Genomic DNA, 26,291 nt, shown 5'->3' with positions numbered 1-26,291 from the left:
ACCTTACCTAACCGGCGGCGTATAGGTCACGCGGCCAAGTGCGAGGGAACAATGCAGGTCATCGTAAACGGCGTGCTTCGCACTTTGGACACGGATCCGCGCCACTCGCTTCTGGACCTGCTGCGTGAATCTTTCGAGCTGGCCGGCACCAAGAAAGGATGCGACCAGGGCGCTTGCGGTGCTTGCACCGTGCTGCTGGACGGACGCCGGGTCCTGTCGTGTCTGACACTTGCCGTGCAATGCGACGGACAGAACCTCACGACCATTGAAGGCGTCGAGGACCGCGGCGAGCTCCACGCACTCCAGCAGGCGTTCATTGAGCATGACGGCTTCCAATGCGGCTATTGCACACCCGGCCAAATCTGTTCGGCGCTGGGCATGCTGGAGGAAGCGCGCCGCGGCGATCCGAGCCACGTCACGGTCGATCTCGCGGCCGGTCACGAAACACTGACGCGCGAAGAGATCCGCGAGCGCATGAGTGGTAATCTGTGCCGCTGCGGAGCCCATAACGGGATCGTCGACGCGATCCTGGAATTTGCCGATGCCGGAGAAGCGACGTGACGCCGTTCACCTACAGCGTGGCCGGCAGTGCTCAGGACGCTATCGCGCAGGCGAGCACCAGTGCCACCCGGTTTCTGGGCGGCGGGACCAACCTCGTCGATCTGCTGCGGCAGGATGTCGAGCAGGCGGAACGTCTGATCGATGTCTCGCGGCTGTCGGGCAGCATTGAAGAGACTCCGGCCGGCGGATTGGTGATCGGTGCGGCGGTTCGAAACTCGGTCTTGGCCGCCGATCTGCGCGTCAGGACACGTTATCCTGTGCTGTCGCGTGCCCTGCTCTCCGGCGCTTCGGCGCAGATTCGGAACATGGCAACGGTCGGCGGCAATATCCTCCAGCGCACGCGCTGCGCCTATTTCTATGACGTGCCAGGCGCACGCTGTAACAAGCGCGATCCTGGCGCCGGGTGCGACGCGATCGGCGGCTTCACCCGTTACCACGCCATTCTCGGTGCTTCGGGAAGTTGCGCTGCCACTCATCCGTCGGACATGTGCGTGGCGCTGGTCGCGCTGGACGCCGTCGTTCATCTCGACGGCACTGCGGGCAAGCGGAGCCTCCTGCTCGCCGACCTGCATCTGCTGCCAGGCGACACGCCCCACCTGGAAACTGCGCTACTGCCGGGCGAACTAATCACCGCCGTCGAGATCCCGCCCTGCCCTGCCGCCGCCAACTCTGGCTACCGAAAGGTCCGCGACCGGTCGAGCTATGCCTTCGCCCTGATCTCCGTGGCAGCCGCTTTGCACATCGAGGGCGGGGCTATCGCCGACGTCAGGCTGGCGCTCGGCGGCGTGGCGCCCAAACCATGGCGAGCCGCACGCGTCGAAGCCTCGCTACGCGGGCGGGCGCCGAGCCACGCAGGCTTTCTGGAAGCCGCAGACGCCGAACTCGCCGACGCGACGCCATTGAACGGCAACGCCTTCAAGATAGCGCTTGCCCGCAACACCATCGCCGCCGTGCTCGGCGCTCTGGGCGGAGTGGCGGCATGAGCAAGCTGCAGAACGTCATCGTGAGCGGTGTGCGAGGGATCCTCAGCCACGTTCCCGCCGAGTGGCTACCCGGCGGCAGCCCCGATCCGATGATCGACAAGCGCGTCACGCTCGGCACGCAGCAGCCCCGCGTCGACGGCCCTGACAAGGTGCGCGGCGCTGCGCGCTTCGCGGCCGAAGTGCCGATGGACGGGCTGCTCTACGCCGCGCTGGTCCATTCGACGATCGCACGCGGGCGCATCGCCGATCTCGACACCGCCGCCGCGGAAGCCTCGCCCGGCGTGGCCTTGGTGATGACTCATCGCAATGCGTCGCGGATGACAGCGCCGCCGTCCATGGGAATCACCAACCCCAAGGCGGCTGGCAACAACATACTGCCGGTCATGCAAGGCACGGATATCCGCTGGAATGGCCAGGCAGTGGCACTCGTGCTTGCCGAGACGCAGGAACAGGCCAATCATGCGGCGTCCTTGGTCCGGGCCCGCTACGAGGCGGCGCCGGCACGCACGAGGTTCGAGGACGCCAAGGCCGATGCGCAAACGCCGGCGTCGATTCTCATCGAGAAGAATCGTCTCCTCAAAGGCGATGCGAAGAGCGCGCTGGCAGCGGCTGCGTACCGCGTCGACGCTGTCTATCGCACACCGTGGATGAACCACAATCCGATCGAGCCTCATGCCGTGACCGTCGTCTGGGAGGGCGATCGGCTGGTCGTGCACGACGCCACCCAGATGTTGAACGCGACGGCGGCATCGCTGGCCAAGGTGTTCGGCATCAAGGAAAACAAGGTCCATGTCAGCTCGCCCTTCGTTGGCGGCGGGTTCGGCAGCAAGGCGCTTTGGGATCATCAGATCCTGGCCGTGGCCGCCGCGAAATTGGCGGGCCGTCCGGTGCGACTCACTTTGCCGCGCGCGGGCATGTACCGGTTGATCGGCGGACGCACGCAAACGGAGCAGCGCGTCGCTTTGGCCGCCAGCGCCGACGGCAAGCTGAAGGCACTGCTGCATCACGGCTATTCGGTGAAGCCGCCACACAGCGTTTGCGACGAACAATATGGGCTGACCGGCCGCTCGCTCTATGCCTGCGACAGCTTTGACGTCGTGCAGCATCATGTCGATCTCGACGTACTGGCCAATACGTTCCTGCGCGGCCCGGGCGAGGCCGTCGGTACCTTCGCCATCGAAAGCGCGATGGACGAGCTTGCCCATGCGCTCGGCATCGATCCCGTCGAACTGAGAATACGCAATATGCCCGAAACGGACCCGGTGAGCGGCGCGCCGCATTCGCAGCACGATGCCGCACGCGCCTGGCGATTGGGCGTAGAACGCTTCGGCTGGGACCGCCGGACCACCGATGCGCCGCGCCGTGAGGGTGAATGGCGAATCGGCATGGGCTGCGCCACCGGCACCTTCCCCTATGTACGCCTACCCGGCATGTCGGCGCGCATCACGCTGACCGCCGCCGGTCACGCGACCGTGGCAAGCGCGGCGCATGAGATGGGAATGGGAACCGCCACCGTACAGCGCCAGCACGCAGCCGACCGTCTCGGGCTGCCGTTGGACAAGGTCATTGTTAGGATCGGTGATACCAGCCTGCCGACCGCCACTTATGCCGGCGGATCGTCCCAGACGGCCTCGCTGGGTGCGGCGATCATCGCGGCAAGCGGTAAACTGGCAGCGGAACTGGTTCGGCTGGCAGGAAACGACACGCCCCTCGCCGGCTTGAAGGCCAGCGAGATCGAATTCGCCGATGGCGGCCTCCGCAGCATTGCCACCCCCAGGCGCCATGAGACCTTCGAGTCGATCCTGCGACGTGCTGGGCGCTCGGAGATCAGCGTCATCGGGCAAAGCGGCCCGCCGCTCGAGATGCTCAAATTTTCCATGCACAGCACGTCGGCGAACTTCTGCGAAGTCCGGGTGAGCGATGTGACGGGCGAGGTGCGGGTGGATCGGCTGCTGGGCGTGTTCGACTGCGGTCGGATCCTCAATGCAAGGACTGCCGCCAGTCAGTTTCGCGGCGGTATGATCATGGGACTAGGCATGGCACTGACGGAGGAGACACTCTTCGACGAGCGCAATGGCCGCATCATGAGCGCTTCGCTCGCTGACTATCACGTCCCGGTGCATCTCGACATTCCCGAGATCGAGGTGATGTGGACGGACATACCCGATCCGCGAGCACCGATGGGCGCACGCGGGATTGGCGAGATCGGTGCCACCGGCGTGGCAGCCGCAGTGGCCAATGCGGTATTCAATGCCACGGGCGTGCGCGTGCGAGACCTGCCAATCACGCTCGATAAGCTTTCCTAATTGGCCGCGCTGCCCGCTGGCTGCGCCCCGTTGGGGGACGATCTCGCATACGGCCGAAGAAACCCCATATCCATGGGGTAGGATGCAGCAAGGCTCATGGCAACCGCGACCCTAAATCCCCGGACGTGGCTCTATCCGACGCCGCGCGGCCTCTATTGCGAGCCCGGTGATTTCTACATCGATCCGGCCTTCGCCGTGCCGCGCGCGGTGATCACGCATGGGCATGGCGATCATGCGCGGCCGGGCCATCGCAAGGCGCTGGCGACCCCCGAGACGCTGGCGATCATGCGCACGCGTTTCCAGGACATGCCCGACACCGAGCAGCAGGCGCTGAAATACGGCCAAAGCGTGCGGATCGGCGAGGTCGAGGTGGGCTTCGCGCCGGCCGGCCACATCCTCGGCTCGGCGCAGGCAGTGCTGGCATACAAGGGCCAGCGCATCGTCGTGTCGGGCGACTACAAGCGCCGGCCGGATCCGACCTGTCCGCCGTTCGAGCCCGTACCGTGCGACGTGTTCATCACCGAAGCGACCTTCGCGCTGCCGGTCTTCCATCATCCCTCCGATGCCGGCGAGATCGGCAAGCTGCTGCGCTCCGTCGCGACCTTTCCCGAGCGCACTCATCTGGTGGGCGTCTATGCGCTCGGCAAGTGCCAGAGGGTCATCCGCCTGCTGCGCGAAGCCGGCTACGACAAGCGCATCTGGCTGCACGGCGCGCTGATGTCCCTGTGCAAGCTCTACCAGGAGCATGGCGTCGATCTCGGCGACGTGGCGCCGGTCTCGGAGGCGATCCTCGAGACCTTCAAGGGCGCCATCGTGCTCTGCCCCCCTTCGGCCATTGCCGACCGCTGGTCGCGGCGCTTCGCCGATCCGATCGCTGCCGTGTGCTCGGGCTGGATGAACGTGCGCGCCCGCGCGCGGCAGCGCGGCGCCGAGTTGCCGCTGGTCATCTCCGACCATGCCGACTGGCCCGAACTCACGCAGACCCTGAAGGATGTCGGCGCGCCCAAGGTCTGGGTGACGCACGGCCGCGAGGAAGCGCTCGTCCACTATGCGCGCGGGATCGGCATCGACGCCGAGGCGCTGCACCTCGCCGGCCGCGAGGATGAGGATTCCTGATCCGTGCAGGCCTTCGCCCGCCTCCTAGATGCCCTCTCCTTCCAGCCGGCGCGCAATGCCAAGCTGCGGCTGATCGAGACCTATCTGCGCGACACGCCCGACCCCGATCGCGGCTGGGCGCTGGCGGCGTTGACCGGCGGCCTCGACTTTCCGTCGGCCAAGCCCGCGCTGCTGCGCGGCTTCGGCCAAGAGAAGATCGGCGAGGAGCTGTTCGCCCTCTCCTACGACTATGTCGGCGACCTGGCCGAAACGCTGGCGCTGATCTGGGAGACCGATCCCGCCGCCGGGCCGCCGCCGACGCTCGGCGAGGTCGTCGAGACCTTGCAGCGCGCGACGCGCACGCAGACGCCGGCGATCCTGAAGCACTGGCTCGACGCGCTCGATTCGACCGGCCGCTGGGCGCTCCTGAAGCTCCTGACCGGCGCGCTTCGCGTCGGCGTCTCCGCGCGCTTGGCCAAGCAGGCCGTTGCCAACATCGGCGAGCAGCCGGTCGATGCCGTCGAGGAAGTCTGGCACGGGCTGGAGGCGCCCTACCGGCCGCTGTTCGACTGGCTGCTGCAGGGCGCGCCGCGGCCAAGCAGCAATGCCGGCGCCGCCTTCCTGCCGGCCATGCTGGCCAATCCGATCGACCGCACCGAACTCGACGCGCTCGATCCCGCGCATTTCCGCGCCGAATGGAAATGGGACGGGATCCGCGTGCAGGTCGCGGCCTCGGGCGGACTGAAGCGGCTCTACAGCCGCGCCGGCGAGGACGTGTCCGGCGCTTTCCCCGACATCATCGAGGCGATCGACTTCGAGGGCGTGTTCGACGGCGAACTGCTGGTCCGGCGCGAGACGGCGGTGGCGCCGTTCAACGACCTGCAGCAGCGGCTGAACCGCAAGACGGTGACGCCGAAGATGCTGAAGGAGCATCCCGCCCATGTCCGGCTCTACGACGTGCTGTGGCTGGAGGGCGAGGATCTGCGCGGCCTCTCCTTCGACGAGCGCCGCGCCCGGCTCGAAGCCTGGATCGCCCTGAAGGAGCGCCCGCGCTTCGACCTCTCGCCGCTCGTGACCTTCGGCGACTGGGCCGAGCTTGCCGCCAAGCGCGAGGAGATGCGCGCCGACGGAATCGAGGGGCTGATGCTGAAGCGCGGCGACAGCGCCTATCTCGCCGGCCGCCCCAAGGGACCATGGTTCAAGTGGAAGCGCGATCCCATGCTGGCCGACTGCGTGCTGATGTATGCCCAGCGCGGCCACGGCAAGCGCAGCTCGTTCTACTCCGACTTCACCTTCGGCTGCTGGCGCGACGGTGCGGAGGGCCGCGAGCTGGCGCCGGTGGGCAAGGCCTATTTTGGCTTCACCGACGAGGAGCTGCGCTGGCTCGACAAATGGGTGCGCGACCATACGACCAACCGCTTCGGCCCGGTCCGCGAGGTCGAGCAGAAGTTGGTGCTGGAGATCGCCTTCGACGGCATCGCCCGCTCGACCCGGCACAAATCGGGCGTTGCGATGCGCTTCCCGCGCATCAACCGCATCCGGACCGACAAGCCGGCCGCCGAGGCCGATACCGTGGACAATCTCCTGCGGTTGCTGGAAATGCCGGTTTTGCCGGTTGTTGCGAGCGATTCCTAAGGCTAGATCGCCCCTTGCAGGGGGTATGTCCCATGCCCATTATCCGGGCGTTGTTGTAATCGTAGAGCCATGATCGACCCGTTCGGCCGTCACATCTCCTATTTGCGCGTCTCGGTAACGGATCGCTGCGATTTCCGCTGCGTCTATTGCATGGCCGAGGACATGACCTTCCTGCCCAAGGCGGAGGTGCTGTCGCTGGAGGAGCTCGAGCGGCTGTGCACCGCCTTCGTGCGCCGCGGCGTCAAGAAGCTGCGTATGACCGGCGGCGAGCCGCTGGTGCGCAAGAATGTGATGTCGCTGTTCCGCGGCCTCGGCCGGCACCTCGACAGCGGCGCCCTGGAGGAGCTCACCCTCACCACCAACGGCAGCCAGCTCGCCAAGTACGCCCAGGAGCTGGCCGATATCGGCGTGCGCCGCGTGAACGTGTCGATGGACACGCTCGATCCCGACAAGTTCCGCCAGCTCACCCGCTGGGGCGATCTCGACCAGGTGATGCGCGGCCTCGACGCCGCCCAGCGTGCCGGGCTCGCCATCAAGATCAACGCGGTGGCGCTGCGCGGCGTCAACGACGGCGAGTTCGAGGAGCTGATCCGCTGGAGCCACGGCCGCGGCATGGACCTGGTCCTGATCGAGGTCATGCCGATGGGCGAGATCGGCGACGCGGCGCGGCTCGACCAGTACCTGCCGCTGTCACTGGCGCGCACCAACATTGCGCGCCATTTCACCTTGACCGAGACCGACTACCGGACCGGCGGCCCGGCCCGCTATTTCAAGGTCGAGGAGACCGGCGGCCGGCTGGGCTTCATCACGCCGCTCACCCACAATTTCTGCGAAAGCTGCAATCGCGTGCGCCTCACCTGCACCGGCACGCTCTATATGTGCCTGGGCCAGGAGGATGCGGCCGACCTGCGCGGACCGCTGCGTGCGTCGGAGAGCGACGAGGTGCTGGATCGCGCCATCACCGACGCGATCGCGCGCAAGCCCAAGGGCCACGACTTCATCATCGACCGCCGCCACAGCGGCCCCGCCGTTCCCCGCCACATGAGCGTGACCGGCGGCTGAGCTACGCCTCGGGATTGGCCTTCGCGGTCGCGGTCTTGATCTGCGCCCGCCGCACCGCCTCGCGGTGGGAGATGTAGAGGGCGCTGGCGAAGATCACTGCGGCGCCGATGAAGGTCCAGATGTCGGGCTTCTGGAAGAACAGGAAGTAGCCCAGCATCGTGTTCCAGATCAGCGACAGGAAGCCGATCGGCTGCAGCAGCGTGATGTCGGCGAGCTGGTAGCCGCGCTGCTGGCAGATATGGCCCAAGGTGCCGGCGGCGCCGGCCAGCAGGAACCAGACGATGTCGCCCAGGCCGGGCGTCTGCCAGAACCACAGTGCGACCGGCAGGGCACAGGCCACGATCACGATGTTCTGCCAGATCACGATGGTGGTCGCCGAATCGGTGCGGGCCAGCGCCTTGGAGATCAGGTTCGAGGCGGAGAAGATAGGCGTCGAGACCAGGATGCAGATGACGCCGAGATGGATGTCGCCGAAGCCCGGCCGGATGATGATCATGGCGCCGATGAAGCCGACGATGACGGCGATCCAGCGCCGCAGCCGCACCTTCTCGGAGAGGAACAGCGCGGCGCCGATGGTGACGAAGATCGGCCCCGTGAAACCCAGCGCCGTGATCTCGGCCAGGGTCGTGAGCGGCAGCGCCACGAACCACAGCATCATGCCCATCGTATGGATGGCGCCGCGCGAGACGTGCAGCGGCAGCCGCCGCGTATGGAGCGAGCGGTAGAGGCCGAGGCGCATCACGATCGGCACGAGAAACAGCGCGCCGAAGAAATAGCGCAGGAACGCCATCACGTAGGGATTGAGATGCTGCGCGGGGATCAGCGTGAAGACGTTGAGCAGCGCGAACAGCACGCCCGAGAAAGCGACCCACAGGATGCCGCGCAAATTCGGCGGCAGCGCGAGCCAGCGGGAAACGAGGGCGGACACGAAGCGACTATGTCACAGGCGCTGCAGACCCGCACCTTTGACGGTGCGGCGGTTTCCGAGAGGCGAATCCAGCCGAGGCGTCAGGCTACGGCCGCGGCGGGCACCTGCTGCTCGCGCAGCTGCGCGACGCGGACCACCATCTCCTCGAGATAGGGATCGTGGATGCCCAGGGACCGGGCATGCTCCACCGTGTTGGCCAGGTAGTCGCGGCAGCTGCCGCGGCGGCCCTCGGCAAAGGCGATATGGAAGGCCGCCCGCTCGATCGGCAGTTCGCCGCAATACTGGCAATGCTCGGGCTCGACGACGAAGGTGACGGCCTTGACGGTCCGCCCATCGTGCAGCTTCGCCGACACCCAGCGCGGCCGGTAGAGACCGGCCAGCATCTCACGGTTCCACAGGATGCCCAGTTCGCTGCGCACCAGCTCGGGCGACAGGCGATAGACCATACCTTCACAGTCGCCGCCGCCTTCTTCGAGCGCCAGCATCAGGCCCGGCAGCTCCGGCGTGCCGCGGCCCATCGGCGTCCAGAAGGAGAAGGACCGGCGCCAGCCCTCGATCCTGCCTTGCTGGACCTCGGCGTGTTCGAACGCCGGGTTCCACATCAGCGAACCGTAGGCGAACACCCACGCCTCCTCTTCCGGACGATGGTCGAGCAGCGCCTCGTTCAGGCTGGCCTCGCGCTCCGGCGAAAACAGGAAGAAGTCGTAGCCGGCGGCACGCGCATCGGCCACGATCTGGTCGATCCGCTCCGACGAGAGGTCCTCGCGTGTCAGCAAGCGCGCGCCCCTCAGGTGCCGTAGACGATGGACATGGTCTCGGCCACGCAGGCCGGGCGCTCCTGTCCCTCGATCTCGATGGTGATCTGGTTGGTCAGACGCACGCCGCCTTTGTCCATCGGATCGGCCGCGATCAGCTTGGCACGGGCTCGCACCTTCGAGCCGGCCTGCACCGGGCTGGTGAAGCGCACCTTGTTGCAACCGTAGTTGATGCCGTTGCGCACGTTGTTGATGTGCGAGATCTCTGAATTGAGCATCGGGATCAGCGACAGCGTCAGGAAGCCGTGGGCGATGGTCTTGCCGCCCGGCATGTCCTTCTTCGCGCGCTCGACGTCGATATGGATCCACTGATGATCGCCGGTTGCATCGGCGAACAGGTTGATCCTTTCCTGGGTGATCTCGACCCAGTCGCTCACGCCGATTTCCTGGCCCACGTACTTATGCATCTCGTTCGGGTGGGCGAACTCACGCTTTGCCATCTACCGCCTCTGGTTCATTGATTTCGCATTGACTGCAATTTAGGCCCGAAACGCGCGCGCAGAAACGCCGGCCTCTCCCCGCGTTTGTATCGTCGCGGGGTTTTGCCCATCATGCCACTCACAAGAATGCACAGGAGGAGACCCCCCAATGGCGTATGAGACTGTCCTCTACGACGTCGCCGACCGGATCTGCACGATCACGCTCAACCGTCCCGAGAAACTCAATGCCTGGACGCGACAGATGCACCTCGACCTTAAGGACGCGATGCACAAAGCGGGCGGTGATTCCGAGGTGCGGGCGATCATCCTGACCGGCGCAGGCCGCGGCTTCTGCGCCGGCGCCGACATGGGAGGCCTGCAGGCGATCGGCGCCGGGGCCTCCACGGACCGGTCCTCCAAGGCCCAGGAGGGCCTGCCGGGCGGCAGCACCCTGGCCGAATTCAAGATGAACTACTCGTATTTCCCGTCGATTCCGAAGTTCATCATCGCTGCGATCAACGGCCCGGCAGCGGGGCTCGGCATGGTGATCCCGCTCCATGCCGACCTGCGCTTCGCGGGCGAATCGGCGGTCTTCACCACCGCCTTCGCCCAGCGCGGCCTGATCGCCGAGCACGGGATCAGCTGGCTGCTGCCTCGGCTGGTCGGGTTGCCGACCGCCCTCGACCTGCTCTGCACGGCCCGCAAGTTCCGCGCGCCCGAGGCGCTGGCGATGGGGCTGGTGAACCGGGTCATCCCCGACGACAAGCTGCTGGCCGAGACGCGGGCCTACGCCACCCTGCTCGCCAACACGGTCTCGCCGCGCTCGGTGGCCGTGATGAAACGCCAGCTCTGGGAGGCCGAGTTCCAGACCCTGGCCGAGGCCACGACCCAGGCCAATCACGAGATGGACCTGTCCTTCCAGACCTCCGACTTCAAGGAAGGCGTCGCCCACTATCTGGAAAAGCGCGCGGCCCGGTTCACCGGGAAGTAGCGCGCTACACCTTCTCCGTCTGGCCGGCCTTCGGCTGCCAGGTCATGAGGCGACGCTCGACGGTTCCGACCAGACCGTCGAGCACGAGGGCGAAGGCGGTCAGGACCAGGATGCCGGCGAACACGGTGTTGATGTCGAAGGTGCCCTCGGCCTGGAGGATCAGGTAGCCGACGCCCATAGAGGAGCCGAGATACTCGCCGACCACGGCGCCCACGAAAGCGAGGCCCACCGCATTGTGCAGGCTGGCGAACACCCAGCTCATGGCGCTCGGCAGATAGATCGAGCGCAGGAGCTGGCGTTGCGAGGCGCCCAACATGCGGGCGTTGGCGATCAGGTTGGGGCTGACCTCACGCACGCCCTGGTAGACGTTGAAGAACACCACGAAGAAGACGAGCGTGACGCCCAGCGCCACCTTCGACCAGATGCCCAGGCCGAACCACACAGCGAAGATCGGCGCCAAAACCACGCGCGGCATCGAATTGAAGCCCTTGATGTAGGGATCCATGATCGCCGAGGCGGTGGGCGACAGAGCCAGCCAAAGGCCGATGCCCAGCCCCGACGCCGCGCCGATCGCGAAGCCCAAGGCCGTCTCCAGCAACGTGATGCCGAGATGGGGAAAGATCTCGCCGCTCCAGAACCACTCGACGACCACCCAGAAGACCTTCTGCGGCTCACCGAAGAAGAAGGCGGCGCGATTGTCCTTGTCGAAATAGAAAGGCGGCACCAGGCCCGGCTTGGTCATCACGTACCAGAACAGCACGAGCAGGCCGAGGACGAGCAGTTGTGCGATCCTGAGTTTCATCTCAGATCGCCTTCTGCTGTTCGTAGGCCTTCAGCACCTCTTCCTTCATCGCGCTCCAGATCTCGCGATGCAGGTCGAGGAAGGCGGGCGTCATGCGGATCTCCGAGACGTCGCGCGGCCTGGGAAGATCGACCCTGAAATCGCCGATCGGATGCGTTGCCGGGCCGGCCGACAGGACGATGACCCGGTCGGACAGCGCGATCGCCTCCTCCAGGTCGTGGGTGATGAACAGGACTGACTTGCGATCCTCCGCCCACAGCGCCAGCAGCTCGTTCTCCATGAGCTGCCGCGTCTGCACGTCGAGCGCCGAAAAAGGCTCGTCCATCAACAGGATGTCGGGACTCAGGATCAGCGTCTGGGCCAGCGCCAGTCGCTTGCGCATGCCGCCGGACATCTGGTGCGGATAGCGATCGCCGAAGCCCGCAAGCCCGACGCGGCGCAACCACGCCTCGCCCTGCCCGATCGCCTCCGCCCGCGGCACGCCACGGAATTCGAGGCCGGCGATGACATTGTCGATGCCGGTGCGCCACGGCATCAGCGCATCGGCCTGGAACATGTAGCCGGCGCGCCGGTTCACGCCGTTGGCCGCCAGCAGCCTCTCGCCGAATACCTCGACCGTGCCGGACGACGGCTCCAGCAACCCCGCCGCCACGTTGAGCAGGGTGGACTTGCCGCAGCCGGTCGGTCCGACCACCGACACGAATTCTCCGCGCGCCACGTTCAGCGTGGCGTTGGCGACGGCGGTGTAGGCCTTGCTCGCATCGTCGCGCGCGGCGAAGCGACAGGTGATATCGGCCAGCGCCAGCGCCGGCCCCTCATTGATCGTCACGTCGAACTAGCTGCGCTTGGCGGCGCGCTGGGCGAATTCGTTGTTCCAGGTGTCGGCGAGCTTCACCGTCGACGCCTTGATGGCGGGATCACTCTCGACCAGGAACTTGAGGCAGTTCTCCATGGCACCGGCGGGCATGGTGCCGTCCGGCGAAATGGTCTCGCGCACGCCCGCGAACGACTTCTCGTAGACCGCGCGATCGCCCAGCAGGTAGCCCTCGGGCACGGCGTTCGCGACATCGGCCGGTGTGGCCGTCTGCAGCCACTGGTTGGCGCGCACGATGCCGGTGGCCATCGCCTGCACCGTGCCCGGGTTCTTCTTGATGAAGTCGGTTTGCGAATAGAGGCTGGCCGCCGGGAAAGCGCCGCCGAAGACTTCCTGGTTGCCCTTGGTCGTGCGCGTGTCGACCATCACCTTCACGAGGTTCTTGTCGGTCAGGATGGTGAGCGCGGGATCGGTCTGGGACACACCGTCGACCTCGCCCTTCTCGATCGCGGCGATGACCGAGGCGCCGGCCCCGACGCCGATCGCCACCACGTCGCTGGCCTTCAGCCCACCCTTGGCGGCCCAGAAGTTCAGCAGCATGTGGGTCGACGAGCCCGGCGCCGTGACGCCGAACTTCATGCCCTTGATGTCGGCCGGCCCCTTCACCTTGGCGGCCACGTCGTTGCGCAGCGCGATGCAGATCTGCATGCCGCGGCCGATCAGGGCGAAGCCCGTTACGTCCTGGCCGCGCTGCTGCATTCGGATGGTGTGCTCGTAGGCGCCGGCCACCACATCGGCGCTGCCGCCCATCAGAGCCTGCAGCGACTTGGCGCCGCCCTGGAAGTCGTTGATCTCGACGTCGAGACCGGCTTCCTTGAAGAAGCCCTTGCGCTCGGCGATGGTCAACGAGAGGTAATAGAGGGCGGACTTGCCGCCGACCGCGAGGATCACCTTGCTCTTCTCGGGCTTGCTCTGGGCCCGCGCGACATAGGGCGCCGCCACGATCATCGGGGCGGCCGCCATCAAGGTCCGGCGCCGCATCTGCAGCTTGGTCATCGTTTCCTCCGCGACAGGCTTGTTTTCTGGCAGCTTGCCGCAAGGCCCCCGTCGCGGCAACCGCCAGGCGGTCGCGGAGAAACCGCTACTTGAACTTACGCTCCTGCCACCACGGGAAGTAGGACGGCATGCCGTCGCTGACCTTCATGGGGAAGCGGGCCGGGCGCTTTTCGAGGAAGGCGGTCACGCCCTCCTTCACGTCGTCCGACTTGCCGCGCGAGTAGATGCCCTTGGAATCGACCTTGTGGGCTTCCATCGGATGGTCGGCGCCCAGCATCTTCCAGATCATCTGGCGGTTCAGCGCGACCGAGACCGGCGCGGTGTTGTCGGCGATCTCGCGGGCCAGCGCATAGGCCGCCGGCAGGAGATCGTCGGCCTTGTGGATCGAGCGCACGAGGCGGCCGTTCAGCGCCTCCTCGGCGGAGAAGACGCGGCCGGTCATCACCCATTCCAGCGCCTGCTGCGGACCCACGAGACGGGGCAGGAACCAGCTCGAACAGGCTTCCATGACGATGGCACGACGCGTGAACACGAAGCCGTAGCGCGCCGCCTCCGAGGCGAGGCGGATGTCCATGGCGAGCTGCATGGTGATGCCGACACCGACCGCCGGGCCGTTGCAGGCGGCGATCGTGGGCTTCAGCGATTCGTAGAGGCGCAGGGTGAAGAGGCCGCCACCATCGCGATGACCGTCGAGGCCGGGATCGACCGGCCCGCGATTCTCGGCGTTGAAGGTGTTGGCACCGCCCGACAGGTCCGCGCCGGCACAGAAGCCTCGGCCCGCTCCGGTGAACACGACGGCGCGCACATCGTCGTCGCGGTCCGCGCGGTCCATCGCGTCGAGCAGCTCCGACAGCATCTTGCCGGTGAAGGCATTGAGCTTGTCGGGACGGTTGAGGGTGATGGTGAGGATGCCGTCCCTGGTCTCGTACTTGATCTGCTCGTAATCCACGGGGCGCTCCTCAGCTCTGGTTGATGAGAACGACACCGCCCACGATCAGCGCGATGCCGCCGATCTGCTTGATGCCGAAGGGCTCGCCGAAAAGGAAGTGCCCGAGCACTGCAACGATCGCATAGGAGAGCGACACGCTGGGAAAGGCGACCGAGACCGGAATTTTGCGCAGCGCGACGATGTAGAGGAAGGCGGCCGAGCCGTAGAGCGCCAGGCCCGCGATGGTCGAGGGGCGGAGGAGCTGGCTCACGAAGTCCGGCGCATCGGCGCCCGCCTTGAGCAGCATCTGGCCGCCGATGCCGGCCAGAATGCCGATCCCCAGCGCCACGTAGTAGATCGTCATTCCCTGTCGCTCCTCATTCGCTATTGCCGCTCATGTGTCGAGAGGCCGCGGAAAGGTCCTTCGCTGCGCTCAGGATGACAGCTTTTTTTGGATCAGCGCACTGCGCCGATTCCAACAATAGTGTCATCCTGAGCGCAGCGAAGGACCCTTAGCCCGGCCCGCCCGTCGCCTCGCCTGACGGCTCGCGATGCGGCTGGCCGGCTGCCCGCGTATCGACCTTCGGCCGCTCGATGTCGAGCCCCCCGGGGCCATCGCCGCGGCGGAACACTTCGCGCACCAGGTATTGCGGCTTGCGGTTCACGGCCAGGAACATGCTGCCGAGATATTCGCCGATCATGCCGATCACGAGGAGCTGCACGCCCGCCAGCACCAGGACCGCGACCATCAGCGAGGCCCAGCCCTGCGGCGGCTTGTCGGAGATGATCGCCTCGACGATCACGATGCCGGCAGCCAACGCGCCCAGGGCGCCGAAGGCCAGGCCGAGGATCGTCGCCACCCGCAGCGGCATCACCGAGAAATTGAGGAACATGGCGAGCCAGAGCCGCAGCAGCCGGCGCAGCGTGTAGTTCGACCGGCCCTCGGCACGCGGCAGGTGGTTGACCTGCAGGCGGCTGACATTCTGGGTGATCTGGAAGATCAGCCCGTCGACATAGGGCGCCGGCCCTTCGTAGCTTGCCGTGACCCTCTCGCGCAGGAAACGGGAGACGCAGCGGAAGCTGGAGAGATAGAGACCCGGCGGCTTGTCGATCAGCTTGTCGGCGCACCAGTTGGTGAAGCGGCTGCCGAGATTGCGCCAGGCCGCGTGCTTCTTCTCTTCGTAATAGGTGTAGACCGCGTCGTAGTGGCCGTCGCGCGCATGCTCGAACAGGCGCCGCACTTCCTCGGGCGGGTTCTGCAGGTCGTCGTCCATGGTGATCGCATAGGCCCCGCGCGCCCGCGCGAGGCCGGCCATCACCGCGTTGTGCTCACCGAAGTTACGGCTGAGGCTCAGCACCGTCACCGGCGCGCCGGGCTCGACCGCGAGCTGCTTGCAGACGTCGAGACTGTTGTCCGGGCTGCCGTCGACCACCAGCACGACCTCCAACCCGCCCTCGATCTCCAGCGCGCGCAACGCCTTCACCAGCTCGCCGACGGTCGATGCGCCATTGTAGACCGGCACGACGATCGAAAGAGCCGGCGCATTTTCGGAAGTCTCAAGCATCACGCACCGCCACGATCATGAGGGAACCGCCGAACGGCAGGCTGATCCCGGCGCCGATGACGGTGCGCTCGATGGCGAGCGCAGTGGAGAATATTGCGTCGAGCCAGCGCGGATAGTCACGCACATCGCTCTCCGCGTCGTCGCGCTCGACCAGCCGGTGAAGGAGCATCAGGGGAAACAGGAGCATGTTCCAGTAGCTCGCACGAAGGATACGGAAGCCTGAGGCGGCGATCAGAGCGCGGGCCTGCCCTCGCGTAAAGCGGCGGGCATTGTGGACGCGCCTGTCGTGCGCCGACAGCAACCATGAATAGGCCGGCAGATTGAAGACCGCGATCGCGCCCGGCCCGAGGCAACGATGCGCCTCTTTCAGGGCACGCGCGGGTTCCACGTTGGCGTGACAGAGGACGTCGAGCGAGACATAGGCGCCCAGGGCTCCGTCGCCGAGCGGCATTTCGTTGACCGACCCCGACACGACGGGCCGCCCCGCCTTGGTCTTCGCCAGGCCCGCGGCCACCGGATCGTATTCGAGGCCGATGGTGGGACGCCCGGCCACGCCCGGCCCCATCACGCGCAGCATGCCGCCGGTACCGCATCCGGCATCGAGCACCGGGCCGATGGCGCTGGATCGCGTCAATGCCCGAGCGAGTTGGTCGGCAATCAGCCGCCGCAGGCCGCGATACCACCACATGCGGTCTTCGACCGCATGCATACGCTCGTACTCGGCCCGTTCCACGAAGCGGCCTCTCTCCCGGGAAGTCTCCTCTTCCCGTCCGCTTATGATATCTTCGCCCCGCCTTGCCAACCGCTCAGACCAAACCTCCGACCATTCCGCCGCGTGTCGAGCGGCTGCTGCTGGTGCCGCTGTTCGCGCTGCCGATCCTCTGGCTCGCCGGCTATTTCTTTCCGCCCATCAACCACGACGTCGCCGCCATCCTCGACGTATCGACGCGCTGGATCGGTGGCGAGAAGCTCTATGTCGAGGTCCTGGACGAAAACCTGCCGCTGACCTTCATCGTGCACGGGCTGCCGGTGCTGACGGCAAAGCTGCTGCCTGGAACAGTGGCCTTCTGGTTCACGGCCTGGGTGGTCGCCGGCATCTTCGCCTCGTTCTGGGCCTGCCGGCGGCTGATTCATCTGGTGCCCTCGGCCGACCATGCGCTCACCGAGGCGCTGCTGCCGCCGGTGCTGCTGTTCCTGTTCACGGTGCTGCCCAACGAGCATTTCGGGCAGCGCGAGCACATCATGTTCGTGGCCTGCGCGCCCTACCTGATCGCCTCGATGGCGCGCGCCGAGGGCGTGAATCCGACGCGCGTCTCCTCGATCCTCGTGGGCCTCGTGGCGGGCATCGCGCTTGCGATGAAGCCGCACTATCTCGCCATCCCGGCCGCGGTCGAACTCTATCTGCTGGTCCGGCGCGGCTGGCGGACGACCTTCACCGACCCGATCCCCTGGGCGATCGGCCTGCTCGCGGTGGTCCATCTCGGGCTGATGTACCTGGTCTTCCCCGAGTTCGGGCATTTCGTCCTGCCGCTCGCGGTCGAGGCCTATGCGCCGATCGGGGATTCGGGCTGGCGCGAGGTGCTGACCAGCAACGTGCTGGGCCCCACCCTGCTGGCGCTGGCGATCTTCGGCCTGCTGGCCATCGTCTTCACCAAGACCATCGCGGCGCGCGTCCTCGTGGTGTTCGGCGTCGGCGCCGCCCTGTCGGCCATAGGCCAGGCCAAGGGCTGGCCCTATCACGTGCTGCCGGCGCTTTCGGCCGCGATCCTGCTGGCGGCCCTCACCGTCTCGCAGACCGTCGACCGCTACCTGCCGATCAGCCGCAGCGCCCACCGCCTGCCGGTGGCGGTGATCTGCGCGACCTTCATGGTGCTGCTCTACTTCCAGGCCGCGCTCTACACGCCGCCTTTCTACAAGCAGCGCCAGTTCGAGGATTCGATCGGCGGCCGGCTGCAGCACATCATCGAGCAGAACGCGCCGCACCGGACCATCCTCGTCCTGTCGCCGGGCATCTATCCGTTCTGGCCGATGATCAACTACATCGGCGGCCGCATGACGACGCGGTTCCTCACCATGTGGGTGCTGCAGGGCGTTTACGCGACCTGCGACGACTTCCCCGCGCTCTACAATCCGCCCGACACGATGGGCGATTCGGAGAAGTTCGTGTTCGACACGCTGAGCGAGGATTTCGCCCGCGAGCATCCCGACCTGCTGATCGTCGACCGCATCGCCGGTGTCCCGCGCTGCCAGGGCAAGGAGTTCGATTACCTCGAATACTTCATGCAGAATCGGGTGTTCGCCGACGCCTTCGAGAACTACGAGCACCTGATGGATTTCGACCGGTATCAGATCTACCGGCGGAAGAAGGTGAAGAAGTAGAGCCCTCGCGGCCTCCTGGAAAACAATCCCGTCAAATTGGCGCGCAATCGGGCTGGGAACTGTGCTCTCCCTGGGCAGAAGACGAAAAAGCCTTTGTTTGTTGGTGTCGCTGAAACGTCTTAATTGTCGAGGAGGCACAATCCCCAGGACTTAAGGGCAGGGAGTTCGTAATGCGTAGATTCCTGACACATGCCCAGTTGATCGATATCATTTCGAAGGCGGAGCTTCTCGACGCCTCCGCATCCGGCGATACCCGCCCGCTTTTCGACGCCCTCACCGCCCTCGGCGACGATGCCATGACCGAACTCAAGGCCCTCACCTGGCTTGGGTGCGGAGACTTTGAATCCTGGGAAGACGCCTTGGCGGAAGTGAAGGATCAGGGGAACCAGGGCGAGCGTGATGTCGCGTACATGGCTCAGGGATCACCGCTCGCCGAACATCTTCGCAGCGGCGCCAAAATGATTGGCGAAACGTTCTGATGCCGTGACCGGCTGAGCGGCAACGTCGGACGAAGACGACTACTTTTTCCAGGGTGGCGACAAGGCCACGGCGCGGGCCGCCTCGGGAATCTTGTCCGGGTCGGGCACCTTGAAGACACCGGACGATACCAAGACTATCTCGCCGCCGCAGACGAGATCGCAACTCGCGAAGCAGAAGTTGATGGTGCGCCGCGCGATGCGCGCCTTGCCTTCGAGCCACTGGCCGAGCCTGGCGCCGCGCACGAATTCGCTGGTCAGCGAGATGGTGGGATGCGGCCAGAACATGCCGGTGGCGAAGCCGGAGCCCACGCCCATCACCATGTCGGCGACGGTGACCAGCAGGCCGCCATGCGCAATGCCCATCGGATTGCCGTGCCTCTTTTCCAGCGGCAGGCCGATCCTGAGCCCATCCTCTTCAGCCTTGTACCAGAGCGGTCCCGCGAGCGAGACGAAGTCGTCGATGACGTCGAGCTTGCGGAAGCCTTCCGGTACCAGATCGGTCATGGATCGAGCCCATCCTTCGAAGCAGCGAGACGGTCGAGCATCGCGCGCACCACCGGATCGAACGGCGTGGCGCGATGTGTCTCCTCGTTCAGCGACACCATGATGACACGCTGGACGGCGGTGCAATTCCCCTCGCCATCGAACAGGCCCTGGCCGATCACGCACTTGCGGTCGTGCGCCTCAATGAGGCGGGCGCAGGCGACGGCGGTGCCGGGATAGAACATCTGGCGCTTGAAGTCGGCCTCGATGCGGCCGATGACCAGCCGGAAGCGGGGCAGGCCTGTGCGCACGATGCCGCGCAGGTAGGAGACGCGCACATTCTCCAGCAATTCGAGGAAGGCGCCGTTGTTGATGTGCCCGTTGGCGTCGACGTCGGCGAAGCGCAGGTTTTCGGTGGTGGAGAAGCCGTAGATGCCGCGGTCGGCAAGATCGAACGCCATGAAGACTAGAACTCCGAGAATTCCAGGGTGAGATGCGCCGCCTCGGACGGCGGCACGACCAGCCGACCGGAGTCGGGCTTGGTGAACTTGACGCCGTTCTTCTTCAGCAGGCTCTCGCAGGCCGCGAGATTCTCGACACGGATCGTGAGCAGGGCGGGATGATCGCCCGGGCGTACCGGCGTGATGCCGGGATAGCGCACGGCATAGTCCTTGGGCGTCATGTAGCGGATCGGCTGGGTGCCGGTGTCGACCACCAGCCCCTCGCCCTCGCGCTTGACCGAGTCGGGGCCGAAATACTTCTCGAGTTCGGGGATCCACTTGGCCGACTGGCTGGCGATCACCGTGACGCCCAGGATGCCGCGCGCGCCGTTGGGATGGGCCGCCCATTCCGCCCGGTAGACGAACTCCGGCGTCTGGTGCTCGCAGACGAAGAAGCCGACGACCGGCATATTGTCCTTCGGAATGCGCACGGTGCGGAACCTGGCGAGTTCCGTCTTGCCCGCCACGTCGACCGCGCGGTCGAACGACAACGGCGCATCGGGATTGAGGCCGGCTGCCTTGAAGGCTTCGTAAGCCACGTCGGCGCCATCGGTCGCCAGCGCCACGTTGGCCAGCCCGCCGCCGCCCTTCAGCCACTCGCGCCGCTCGGCGTTGAACTCGGTGTCCTCGACGATGCCCAGGATCTCGAAATAGTCGGTATCGAAGATCATCAGATGGTTGGCCGTGCCGAGCTTCTTGTGGAAGCCGCGCGGCTGCACCTGGAAGCCGAGCTTCCTGTAGGCCGCCTCGGCCGCGTCGATGCCGTCGACCATGACCACCACATGGTCGAGCCCCTTCACCGCACGCTTCATACCGGCCTCCTGCGCACCATGTTGACCCCCTTGGAGGTCATTACCAATTCGCCATTCTGGTTGACCGCCGTCCAATGCTCGTGGATGACACCCATGGTCGGGCGGCTCTTGGACGGGACCTTGTTCGCACACTCGACCCAGGCGGTGAGCGTATCGCCCGGCCGCACCGGCTTCAGCCAGCGCAGCTCGTCGATGCCCGGAGAACCCAGCGCCGTGCGCTGGTCGACGTAGCTGTCGACGAAAAGCCGCATCAGCTTGGCTGCAACGTGCCAGCCCGAGGCGCAAAGACCTCCGAACAGGGAGGATTTGGCGGCCTCGGCATCGACGTGGAAGCTCTGCGGATCGAATTTCTTGGCGAACTCGATGATTTCCTCGGCCGTGAAACTGGTCGAGCCGAGGGGATATTTCTTCCCGACTTCGTAGTCTTCCCAGTAACGGGGCTCCGCGGACTGCATATCCCGGTCTTCGCAGAGCATGGACAATCACGCAAGCATGTCCTCTGCCGCGCGCTATGGTACTTTCCCCGCGGAAGATCAGCGCGCAATGACCGAATCAAATCTCGTACGACGGCTCACCACGATCCTCGCCATCGATGTCGTGGCGTTCAGCACCATGTCGGCGCGCGACGAGGAGCATGCGCTGGCCCTGTTGGCCGCCCGCCTCGATTCGTCCGGCACGCTGGTGCGCCAGCATCGCGGGCGCGTCTTCAAGATGACCGGCGACGGGCTGCTGGCGGAATTCCCGAGCCCGGTCGAAGCCGTCCGCGCCGCGCTCGAAATCCAGGAGGCCATGCGTTCGGCCAACGCCACGTCGAAGGCCGACGACCAGCTCACCCTGCGGATCGGCGTCAACCTGGGCGACGTCGTGGAGAGCGGCGACGATCTCATGGGCGATGCCGTGAACGTGGCCGTGCGTCTGGAGTCGATCTCGGCGGCCGGCGGCGTCTGCATTTCGTCGTCGGTCTACGAACAGATCGTCGGCAAGCTGATGCTGGGTGCCGAGGATATCGGCGAGCAGCACGTCAAGAACATCCCCCGTCCCATCCATGCCTATCGCCTGACCATCGACGGCGCGCGCCCGGCGAGCCCGGCGCACCCCGCGCATGCGGTAGCCCGGTCGATGCCGCGTACGCGCATGTTCCTGGTCGGCGGGGTCGTGGCGGTCCTGGTCCTGGGGGCGCTCGCCGGAACCTTCTATCTGCGCCATCCCTCGGCGCCACCGTCCCTGCAGACCGCCGAACCCACTTCCGCTCAGCCGGCCGGGCCCCGGCCCGTGCCGGAAACGGTTGCCACGCCGGCGGCCCCCCGGGCACCAACGCCGGCAGTTCCGCAAAGCGTCGCCGCGCCAAGCGCACCCGCGGCCCCTGCCCCCCCTTCGGCACCGCGTCGCTTCGTGGCCAAGGAGGTTCCCTTCGTTCCCGACTTCCACTGGCGCGCCCTGCAGAACTATGCCGACGCGCCAGGCGCCAAGGCCTTCGCGCTGAATGTGCGCGGCATCTTCGGGACGGCCATCGACCGGATCGACGAAGGCGCCGCGCGCCAGGCCGCCCTGGAGGAGTGCAACAAGAAGGTCCAGAAGGACGTGCCGATCGTGCGCGCCTACGACAGCTGCATGCTCTACGCGGTCGAGAACGACGTGGTCTGGTCGTTCCGCTCGCCGCCGATGCCGCCGCCACCCTATGTGCCCGCCATGAAGCCGTCGCCGCCGATTGCCTTCGATCCCGCGACGGCGCCGCTGCTCAATCCGCCAGCCCGCGAACGGCTGACCTCGCATTACCTGACCAACACCCACAGCCGCGCGCTGGTGCTGGGCCACAACCGCTTCGACTGGTGGACCCCCAGCGAAACCGACGCCGACGCGATCCGCCGCAACCTGCAGATCTGCGGCCATCTCACAGGCCGGCCCTGTGTCGTCTATGCAGTGAACAACAACGTGCTGGTCCGCACGCCGCAAACGATGCGCGTCACCGACATCTTTACGCCGCAGGACATGGGCGGCCTCGACGACGCCCAGACGAAGGCGCTGGAGCAGTATCTGATCGCCGACGGCTGGCGCGCCGTCGCGCTGGCCGCCAATGGCCGCATCGGCATCACGACCGGCCGATCGAGCGAACAGGACGCCACCTCGATGGCGTTGCAGGCCTGCCGCGATGCCGGCGGCTCGGAGTGCACCATCACGGCCATCGGGCCGTTCATGGTCGCGCCACAGTAATCCGTGTCATCCTGAGCGAAGCGAAGGATCTCACGCCCGCCAAGGAGTCCGTCGGTCGATCCGTTAGGTCCTTCGCTGCGCTCAGGATGACTGTTAGTCAATCCGCGATCGCCGCGCCGAAGCGCTTGGCGATCTCCTCCAGCATGACCTCCGAGGCGCCGCCGCCGATCGCCTGGACGCGCACGTCGCGCGACATGCGCTCGACCGGGGTTTCGCGCATGAAGCCCATCCCGCCGTGGAACTGCACGCAGTCGAACAGCACCTCGTTCACGAGGTCGCCGGCCAACGCCTTGACCATCGAGACCTGGGCCACGCAATCGCCGCCCTGCGCATCGAGCCAGGCCGTGTGATGGACGAGCTGGCGGGCCGCCTCGACCTCGGCCAGCCGCTTGGACAGTCGCTGGCGGATCGCCTGCTTGTCCCACAGTGGCTTGCCGAAAGCGGTGCGCTGGTTCACGTGCTCGAAGGTGAGTCGGATCGCTTCGCGCGCCTCCGCCATCGCCATGGCGCCGATCACCAGCCGCTCGGTCTGGAAGTTGGCCATGATCGAATAGAAGCCGCGATTCTCCTCGCCCAGCACGTTCTCGGCGGGCACGCGGCAATCCTCGAAGATCAGCTCGGCCGTGTCCGACGAGCGCCAGCCGGTCTTGTCGAGGGCGCGGCCGACCTTGAAGCCGGGCGTCCCCTTCTCGACGATGAACATGGTGATGGCGCGGCTGCCCTTGGCCTCGGGATCGGTCTTGGCCGCGATGAAATAGAGATCGGCATGCACGCCGTTGGTGATGAACATCTTGGTGCCGTTCAGCACGTAGTGGCTGCCGTCGCGCACGGCGCGGGTGCGGATACCCGCCACGTCGGAGCCGGCGCCGGGCTCGGTGACACCGACCGCGGTGATGGCCGTGCCGGCGACGATGCCCGGCATGTACTTCTCGAGCTGGCGCCTGGTGCCGAAGCGTACGAGATGCGGGCTCGCCATGTCGGTATGGACCAGCACGGTGATGGCGAAACCGCCATGGGTCGACCGGCCGACCTCCTCGGCGAGCACGACCGAAGCGCGGGCGTCGAGGCCGGAGCCGCCCAGCGCCTCGGGCACCCGCAGGCCGAAGAAGCCCAGCCCGCCCATCTCGGCCAGCACGTCGCGCGGCACGAGGCCCGCTTCTTCCCATTTCGGGCCTTCTGGTCGGACGCGCTCATCGACGAAGCGGCGGAGCTGGGCGCGGATGAGGTCGTGTTCTTCGGTGAAGATCGGATGGGTCATGGAGGCCGATTCTACACTTCAGTCCGGAAAAGTCCCGAATCGGGGGTTTTCAGACCACTTGACCGGCTGGGGCGCCCGCCCCTATCTTCTGCCTGCGAGTAAGTCGCAACAGCGGGAAGAAACGGCCGCCAAGGCATGTATATCTGTATCTGCAAGGCCATCAGGGAACGTGAAGTCGATGCCGCCGTCCGCGCGGGCGCCCGGCGTCCAGCCGACGTCTTCCGGGCCTGTGGCAAGAGCCCCCAATGCGGCTCCTGCGCCTGCGACATGCGTGAGCGGATCGCCCACACAGTTGCCCACGAGCGCTCCGCCCAGCAGACCCTGCTCGCGGCCGACTAGCCGGTCTCCTAGGCTCCGACCCGAGCGATCAGCTCGGGCCCTTCCCTTCGCCCATCTGGCTCTGCAGGTAGTTCTGCACGCCGACCTTCTCGATCAGGCCGATCTCGGTCTCGAGGAAGTCGATATGCTCCTCGGCGTCCTCGAGGATGCTGACGGCGATCTCGCGGCTGACATAGTCCTTCGCCGCCTCGCAGGCGGTCACCGCCTCGACCAGTGCGGTGCGCGCGGCACTCTCGAGCTTGAGGTCGGCCTCGAGCGCCTCCGGCACGTTCTCGCCGATCGCGATCCTCCCCATGTCCTGGAGATTGGGCAGGCCGTCGAGCAGGAGGATGCGCTGGATGAGCTTGTCGGCATGCTTCATCTCGCCGATCGACTCTTCGTAGATCTTATGGCCGAGGCGATCGAAGCCCCAGTGCTTCATCATGCGGGCGTGGAGGAAATACTGGTTGATCGCCGTCAGCTCGTTCTTCAGGAGCTTGTTGAGTTCGGCGACGATCTGCGGGTTGCCCTTCATGGCGAACCTCCTCTTTGGATGAGTCGGTTCTTACAGATACTCACCGATTTTAGTGGCGCAACCAAAGAGTGAGCGAGTGAGAAACGTTAGCGGAGAAATCTGCCCTTAACGCATCGAAGTCGGGCAAGTGAGAACGACTTGCTCGCATGTGAGAAGCACTCGCTCGCGTTTGAGAATCACTCACTCGTTTGCCCCGTCGCGCCTCTCGAATCGAATCGGAGGACGAGGCGACGGAGGAACCGGCCGCGGTGAGCGCACGTTCGTTCAGGCCATCCTCGAATCCCACCGCGAAACAGAGAGCCGAACCCACACGCAAAATCGGGGCTTTCGGGCCTTTTGCGGCAAAAATCGTAGCACCATCGCAACGCGCAACGTCATAAGGTGAGGTGCGTTCATGTCGGACGCCGCCCGCCCGGGTCGATCCGGGCCAGCCAGCTGAGGATAGCGTTATGTCCAACTTCACTCTCCCGAAACTCCCCTACGCCGATGACGCGCTTGCGCCGGTGATTTCGGCCAACACGATTTCGTTCCACTACGGCAAGCATCACAAGGCCTATGTTGACAAGCTGAACGAGCTCGTCCCGGGCACGGCGTACGAAGGCCTGTCGCTCGAGGACATCGTCAAGAAGTCGGCCAAGGACGAGAAGGGCAAGGCGATCTTCAACAACGCCGGCCAGATCTGGAACCACACCTTCTACTGGAACAGCATGGCGCCGAAGGGCGGCGACCCGACCGGCAAGATCAAGTCGGCGATCGACGACAGCTTCGGCGACCTCGACAAGTTCAAGGCGGCCTTCAAGGCGGCGGCCGTCGGCCAGTTCGGCAGCGGCTGGGCGTGGCTGGTGAAGGGCGCGGACGGCAAGCTCAAGATCGAGACGACCGCCAATGCCGACACCCCGCTGGCGCACGGCGGCAAGCCGCTCCTCGTCGCCGACGTGTGGGAGCACGCCTACTACCTCGATTTCCAGAACCGCCGCCCGGACCACATCCAGGCCTGGCTCGACAAGCTCGCGAACTGGTCGTTTGCCGAGAAAAACCTAGACTAAGGAGCAAGCAATGTTGGGCACCATCCTTCTTATCATCCTGATCCTCATCCTGATCGGGGCGCTGCCGACCTGGCCGCACAGCAGCGGCTGGGGTTACTATCCAAGCGGCGGCATTGGACTGGTGCTCATCATCGTGGTGATTCTGTTGTTGATGGGACGCATATAGCGGCCCATCCCGCAGACAAAGGGGCGCCTTCGGGCGCCCCTTTTATTTATCGGTGCCAGCTTTGGAGCGCGCCACTCCAGTGGCGCCTGATCGGCTTCCTGATGGGGCCGATGTCGAGCCAGCTCTCGATCGACTATCTGACGC

At 65.9% G+C, this 26,291-nt stretch carries 29 protein-coding genes; 13 read left to right on the top strand and 16 right to left on the bottom strand.

Annotated elements, in window-relative coordinates; translation table 11 throughout:
* Positions 1-51: 51 nt before the first annotated feature.
* The 6 genes from AC1ROX_RS29715 (at position 52) to moaA (ending at position 7,642) form a co-directional block, all read left to right on the top strand.
* Positions 52-561, top strand: a complete 510-nt coding sequence (locus tag AC1ROX_RS29715) for a 2Fe-2S iron-sulfur cluster-binding protein (protein ID WP_493132199.1) — start codon at positions 52-54, stop codon at positions 559-561.
* The gene (locus tag AC1ROX_RS29710; protein ID WP_493132197.1) at positions 558-1,544 is read left to right on the top strand and encodes an FAD binding domain-containing protein; all 987 of its coding nucleotides are present in this window, start codon (positions 558-560) and stop codon (positions 1,542-1,544) included. Before AC1ROX_RS29715 ends, AC1ROX_RS29710 begins: the two co-directional genes overlap by 4 nt.
* Positions 1,541-3,850: a xanthine dehydrogenase family protein molybdopterin-binding subunit gene (locus AC1ROX_RS29705; RefSeq protein WP_493132195.1), complete on the top strand. Its 2,310-nt coding sequence runs from the start codon at positions 1,541-1,543 to the stop codon at positions 3,848-3,850. Before AC1ROX_RS29710 ends, AC1ROX_RS29705 begins: the two co-directional genes overlap by 4 nt.
* Before the next feature lie 96 nt (positions 3,851-3,946).
* The gene (locus tag AC1ROX_RS29700; RefSeq protein WP_493132193.1) at positions 3,947-4,966 is read left to right on the top strand and encodes a ligase-associated DNA damage response exonuclease; all 1,020 of its coding nucleotides are present in this window, start codon (positions 3,947-3,949) and stop codon (positions 4,964-4,966) included.
* A 3-nt stretch (positions 4,967-4,969) separates the two neighbouring features.
* Entirely contained in the window at positions 4,970-6,580 is a 1,611-nt protein-coding gene (locus AC1ROX_RS29695) for a cisplatin damage response ATP-dependent DNA ligase (protein WP_493132191.1), read from the top strand.
* Between the two features lie 69 nt (positions 6,581-6,649).
* Positions 6,650-7,642: a GTP 3',8-cyclase MoaA gene (moaA, locus tag AC1ROX_RS29690; protein ID WP_493132189.1), complete on the top strand. Its 993-nt coding sequence runs from the start codon at positions 6,650-6,652 to the stop codon at positions 7,640-7,642.
* A gap of 1 nt (position 7,643) precedes the next feature.
* Here moaA and AC1ROX_RS29685 read toward each other — a convergent pair whose 3' ends face one another.
* From AC1ROX_RS29685 to AC1ROX_RS29675, 3 genes are all read right to left on the bottom strand, one after another.
* Positions 7,644-8,570: a DMT family transporter gene (locus tag AC1ROX_RS29685; protein WP_493132187.1), complete on the bottom strand. Its 927-nt coding sequence runs from the start codon at positions 8,568-8,570 to the stop codon at positions 7,644-7,646.
* An 80-nt stretch (positions 8,571-8,650) separates the two neighbouring features.
* Positions 8,651-9,346, bottom strand: coding sequence for a gamma-glutamylcyclotransferase (locus AC1ROX_RS29680; RefSeq protein ID WP_493132185.1), 696 nt, complete (start codon positions 9,344-9,346; stop codon positions 8,651-8,653).
* 11 nt (positions 9,347-9,357) lie between these two features.
* Complete coding sequence (locus AC1ROX_RS29675; RefSeq protein WP_493132183.1) at positions 9,358-9,825, bottom strand: MaoC family dehydratase; 468 nt, start codon at positions 9,823-9,825, stop codon at positions 9,358-9,360.
* 148 nt (positions 9,826-9,973) lie between these two features.
* Between AC1ROX_RS29675 and AC1ROX_RS29670 the strand changes: the two genes are divergently transcribed.
* Positions 9,974-10,795, top strand: a complete 822-nt coding sequence (locus tag AC1ROX_RS29670; protein ID WP_493132181.1) for an enoyl-CoA hydratase — start codon at positions 9,974-9,976, stop codon at positions 10,793-10,795.
* Positions 10,796-10,799: 4 nt separating this feature from the next.
* Here the strand turns inward: AC1ROX_RS29670 and AC1ROX_RS29665 are convergent, their stop codons facing one another.
* The 7 genes from AC1ROX_RS29665 to AC1ROX_RS29635 form a co-directional block, all read right to left on the bottom strand.
* Positions 10,800-11,597 (bottom strand): ABC transporter permease, encoded by a 798-nt coding sequence (locus AC1ROX_RS29665; protein WP_493132179.1) that lies wholly within the window; start codon positions 11,595-11,597, stop codon positions 10,800-10,802.
* A gap of 1 nt (position 11,598) precedes the next feature.
* Entirely contained in the window at positions 11,599-12,420 is an 822-nt protein-coding gene (locus AC1ROX_RS29660; protein ID WP_493132259.1) for an ABC transporter ATP-binding protein, read from the bottom strand.
* 12 nt (positions 12,421-12,432) lie between these two features.
* The gene (locus AC1ROX_RS29655) at positions 12,433-13,467 is read right to left on the bottom strand and encodes an ABC transporter substrate-binding protein (RefSeq protein ID WP_493132177.1); all 1,035 of its coding nucleotides are present in this window, start codon (positions 13,465-13,467) and stop codon (positions 12,433-12,435) included.
* A gap of 85 nt (positions 13,468-13,552) precedes the next feature.
* Complete coding sequence (locus AC1ROX_RS29650; RefSeq protein ID WP_493132175.1) at positions 13,553-14,416, bottom strand: crotonase/enoyl-CoA hydratase family protein; 864 nt, start codon at positions 14,414-14,416, stop codon at positions 13,553-13,555.
* 10 nt (positions 14,417-14,426) lie between these two features.
* Positions 14,427-14,759 (bottom strand): DMT family transporter, encoded by a 333-nt coding sequence (locus tag AC1ROX_RS29645; protein ID WP_493132173.1) that lies wholly within the window; start codon positions 14,757-14,759, stop codon positions 14,427-14,429.
* A 148-nt stretch (positions 14,760-14,907) separates the two neighbouring features.
* Complete coding sequence (locus AC1ROX_RS29640) at positions 14,908-15,960, bottom strand: glycosyltransferase family 2 protein (RefSeq protein ID WP_493132172.1); 1,053 nt, start codon at positions 15,958-15,960, stop codon at positions 14,908-14,910.
* Positions 15,953-16,693: a class I SAM-dependent methyltransferase gene (locus AC1ROX_RS29635; RefSeq protein WP_493132170.1), complete on the bottom strand. Its 741-nt coding sequence runs from the start codon at positions 16,691-16,693 to the stop codon at positions 15,953-15,955. Before AC1ROX_RS29635 ends, AC1ROX_RS29640 begins: the two co-directional genes overlap by 8 nt.
* Before the next feature lie 62 nt (positions 16,694-16,755).
* Here AC1ROX_RS29635 and AC1ROX_RS29630 point away from each other — a divergent pair, with 62 nt between their 5' ends.
* Entirely contained in the window at positions 16,756-18,339 is a 1,584-nt protein-coding gene (locus tag AC1ROX_RS29630) for a hypothetical protein (RefSeq protein ID WP_493132168.1), read from the top strand.
* Between the two features lie 170 nt (positions 18,340-18,509).
* Complete coding sequence (locus AC1ROX_RS29625) at positions 18,510-18,818, top strand: DUF3775 domain-containing protein (RefSeq protein ID WP_493132166.1); 309 nt, start codon at positions 18,510-18,512, stop codon at positions 18,816-18,818.
* 39 nt (positions 18,819-18,857) lie between these two features.
* Here AC1ROX_RS29625 and AC1ROX_RS29620 read toward each other — a convergent pair whose 3' ends face one another.
* Genes AC1ROX_RS29620 through AC1ROX_RS29605 form a run of 4 tightly spaced genes read right to left on the bottom strand, consistent with a single transcriptional unit; the run spans position 18,858 to position 21,068 of the window.
* Complete coding sequence (locus AC1ROX_RS29620) at positions 18,858-19,322, bottom strand: PaaI family thioesterase (RefSeq protein WP_493132164.1); 465 nt, start codon at positions 19,320-19,322, stop codon at positions 18,858-18,860.
* Complete coding sequence (locus AC1ROX_RS29615) at positions 19,319-19,762, bottom strand: acyl-CoA thioesterase (RefSeq protein ID WP_493132162.1); 444 nt, start codon at positions 19,760-19,762, stop codon at positions 19,319-19,321. Before AC1ROX_RS29615 ends, AC1ROX_RS29620 begins: the two co-directional genes overlap by 4 nt.
* 5 nt (positions 19,763-19,767) lie before the next feature.
* On the bottom strand, positions 19,768-20,613 hold the full coding sequence (locus AC1ROX_RS29610; protein WP_493132160.1) for a VOC family protein: 846 nt from the start codon (positions 20,611-20,613) through the stop codon (positions 19,768-19,770).
* Positions 20,610-21,068, bottom strand: coding sequence for a MaoC family dehydratase (locus tag AC1ROX_RS29605; protein WP_493132158.1), 459 nt, complete (start codon positions 21,066-21,068; stop codon positions 20,610-20,612). Before AC1ROX_RS29605 ends, AC1ROX_RS29610 begins: the two co-directional genes overlap by 4 nt.
* An 88-nt stretch (positions 21,069-21,156) precedes the next feature.
* Between AC1ROX_RS29605 and AC1ROX_RS29600 the strand changes: the two genes are divergently transcribed.
* Positions 21,157-22,824, top strand: a complete 1,668-nt coding sequence (locus AC1ROX_RS29600) for an adenylate/guanylate cyclase domain-containing protein (RefSeq protein WP_493132157.1) — start codon at positions 21,157-21,159, stop codon at positions 22,822-22,824.
* A 97-nt stretch (positions 22,825-22,921) separates the two neighbouring features.
* Here AC1ROX_RS29600 and AC1ROX_RS29595 read toward each other — a convergent pair whose 3' ends face one another.
* A complete protein-coding gene (locus AC1ROX_RS29595) occupies positions 22,922-24,082 on the bottom strand; it encodes an acyl-CoA dehydrogenase family protein (protein WP_493132155.1) in 1,161 nt (386 codons plus the stop codon).
* A 135-nt stretch (positions 24,083-24,217) separates the two neighbouring features.
* On the opposite strand from AC1ROX_RS29595, the gene AC1ROX_RS29590 reads away from it, so the two are divergent.
* Entirely contained in the window at positions 24,218-24,421 is a 204-nt protein-coding gene (locus tag AC1ROX_RS29590; RefSeq protein WP_493132153.1) for a (2Fe-2S)-binding protein, read from the top strand.
* A 28-nt stretch (positions 24,422-24,449) separates the two neighbouring features.
* Here the strand turns inward: AC1ROX_RS29590 and bfr are convergent, their stop codons facing one another.
* A complete protein-coding gene (gene bfr / locus AC1ROX_RS29585) occupies positions 24,450-24,935 on the bottom strand; it encodes a bacterioferritin (protein WP_493132151.1) in 486 nt (161 codons plus the stop codon).
* Between the two features lie 449 nt (positions 24,936-25,384).
* On the opposite strand from bfr, the gene AC1ROX_RS29580 reads away from it, so the two are divergent.
* Positions 25,385-25,981 carry a superoxide dismutase gene (locus AC1ROX_RS29580; RefSeq protein ID WP_493132149.1) on the top strand — a complete coding sequence of 199 codons (597 nt, stop codon included), beginning with the start codon at positions 25,385-25,387 and terminating at the stop codon, positions 25,979-25,981.
* 10 nt (positions 25,982-25,991) lie between these two features.
* Complete coding sequence (locus AC1ROX_RS29575; protein ID WP_493132147.1) at positions 25,992-26,147, top strand: DUF3309 family protein; 156 nt, start codon at positions 25,992-25,994, stop codon at positions 26,145-26,147.
* Positions 26,148-26,291: the final 144 nt, after the last annotated feature.

The sequence above is a fragment of the Reyranella sp. GW821-FHT14A01 genome, assembly GCF_058803965.1.
The sequence above is the reverse complement of the archived record's forward strand: the minus strand, read 5'-3'. Positions and strand labels throughout refer to the sequence as shown.

Bases quoted from the DNA above. Each gene is read 5' to 3' on its own strand.
- AC1ROX_RS29715 (WP_493132199.1), top strand. From the start codon at position 52: ATGCAGGTCATCGTAAACGGCGTGCTTCGCACTTTGGACACGGATCCG.
- AC1ROX_RS29705 (WP_493132195.1), top strand. From the start codon at position 1,541: ATGAGCAAGCTGCAGAACGTCATCGTGAGCGGTGTGCGAGGGATCCTC.
- AC1ROX_RS29700 (WP_493132193.1), top strand. From the start codon at position 3,947: ATGGCAACCGCGACCCTAAATCCCCGGACGTGGCTCTATCCGACGCCG.
- moaA (WP_493132189.1), top strand. From the start codon at position 6,650: ATGATCGACCCGTTCGGCCGTCACATCTCCTATTTGCGCGTCTCGGTA.
- AC1ROX_RS29675 (WP_493132183.1), bottom strand. From the start codon at position 9,825: ATGGCAAAGCGTGAGTTCGCCCACCCGAACGAGATGCATAAGTACGTG.
- AC1ROX_RS29670 (WP_493132181.1), top strand. From the start codon at position 9,974: ATGGCGTATGAGACTGTCCTCTACGACGTCGCCGACCGGATCTGCACG.
- AC1ROX_RS29665 (WP_493132179.1), bottom strand. From the start codon at position 11,597: ATGAAACTCAGGATCGCACAACTGCTCGTCCTCGGCCTGCTCGTGCTG.
- AC1ROX_RS29655 (WP_493132177.1), bottom strand. From the start codon at position 13,467: ATGACCAAGCTGCAGATGCGGCGCCGGACCTTGATGGCGGCCGCCCCG.
- AC1ROX_RS29645 (WP_493132173.1), bottom strand. From the start codon at position 14,759: ATGACGATCTACTACGTGGCGCTGGGGATCGGCATTCTGGCCGGCATC.
- AC1ROX_RS29640 (WP_493132172.1), bottom strand. From the start codon at position 15,960: ATGCTTGAGACTTCCGAAAATGCGCCGGCTCTTTCGATCGTCGTGCCG.
- AC1ROX_RS29625 (WP_493132166.1), top strand. From the start codon at position 18,510: ATGCGTAGATTCCTGACACATGCCCAGTTGATCGATATCATTTCGAAG.
- AC1ROX_RS29620 (WP_493132164.1), bottom strand. From the start codon at position 19,322: ATGACCGATCTGGTACCGGAAGGCTTCCGCAAGCTCGACGTCATCGAC.
- AC1ROX_RS29615 (WP_493132162.1), bottom strand. From the start codon at position 19,762: ATGGCGTTCGATCTTGCCGACCGCGGCATCTACGGCTTCTCCACCACC.
- AC1ROX_RS29610 (WP_493132160.1), bottom strand. From the start codon at position 20,613: ATGAAGCGTGCGGTGAAGGGGCTCGACCATGTGGTGGTCATGGTCGAC.
- AC1ROX_RS29605 (WP_493132158.1), bottom strand. From the start codon at position 21,068: ATGCAGTCCGCGGAGCCCCGTTACTGGGAAGACTACGAAGTCGGGAAG.
- AC1ROX_RS29600 (WP_493132157.1), top strand. From the start codon at position 21,157: ATGACCGAATCAAATCTCGTACGACGGCTCACCACGATCCTCGCCATC.
- AC1ROX_RS29595 (WP_493132155.1), bottom strand. From the start codon at position 24,082: ATGACCCATCCGATCTTCACCGAAGAACACGACCTCATCCGCGCCCAG.
- AC1ROX_RS29590 (WP_493132153.1), top strand. From the start codon at position 24,218: ATGTATATCTGTATCTGCAAGGCCATCAGGGAACGTGAAGTCGATGCC.
- bfr (WP_493132151.1), bottom strand. From the start codon at position 24,935: ATGAAGGGCAACCCGCAGATCGTCGCCGAACTCAACAAGCTCCTGAAG.
- AC1ROX_RS29580 (WP_493132149.1), top strand. From the start codon at position 25,385: ATGTCCAACTTCACTCTCCCGAAACTCCCCTACGCCGATGACGCGCTT.
- AC1ROX_RS29575 (WP_493132147.1), top strand. From the start codon at position 25,992: ATGTTGGGCACCATCCTTCTTATCATCCTGATCCTCATCCTGATCGGG.